The following is a 370-nucleotide window of genomic DNA, read 5'->3' on the forward strand; positions in this document are numbered from 1 at the left end:
GCGCGGGCCGGTGCGCGGGCGTTGGCGAGGGGCGAGGATTCCGCCAGGGTCGAGAGAACGGTCAGGACACTGGCCGGCGGCACGGCAGCAGCCACGGTCGCAGCGGAGGGCGGCTGGTACAGCGTCACTGTCACGGACCGTGTGGCCGGGCCGCTGGGCTCCTCGATTCCTTGGATCCTGACCGCCCGCGCCTCCACGCGCAGCGAAGCGCCCCCAGCATCCTCAGCCGGTGGACTGACTGACGGGAGGGGGACCAGGTGACGGACGTTCACGCGCGCAACGGGCCGGCGCCTGGCCGCCGGAGTACTTGCAGGCGGCGCGGCTGCGGCCTCATTGCGCCGCTCGTTGCGCCCCCTGACGACCAGGCTGA

Annotated in this window: 1 pseudogene; it reads left to right on the forward strand. The window is 73.5% G+C overall.

The window, feature by feature from the left end:
* A pseudogene (locus AC5RTT_RS20820) lies at positions 1 to 261 on the forward strand (TadE family type IV pilus minor pilin); the annotation flags it as partial.
* Positions 262 to 370: the final 109 nt, after the last annotated feature.

Source organism: Arthrobacter sp. Y3221157, from assembly GCF_059089865.1.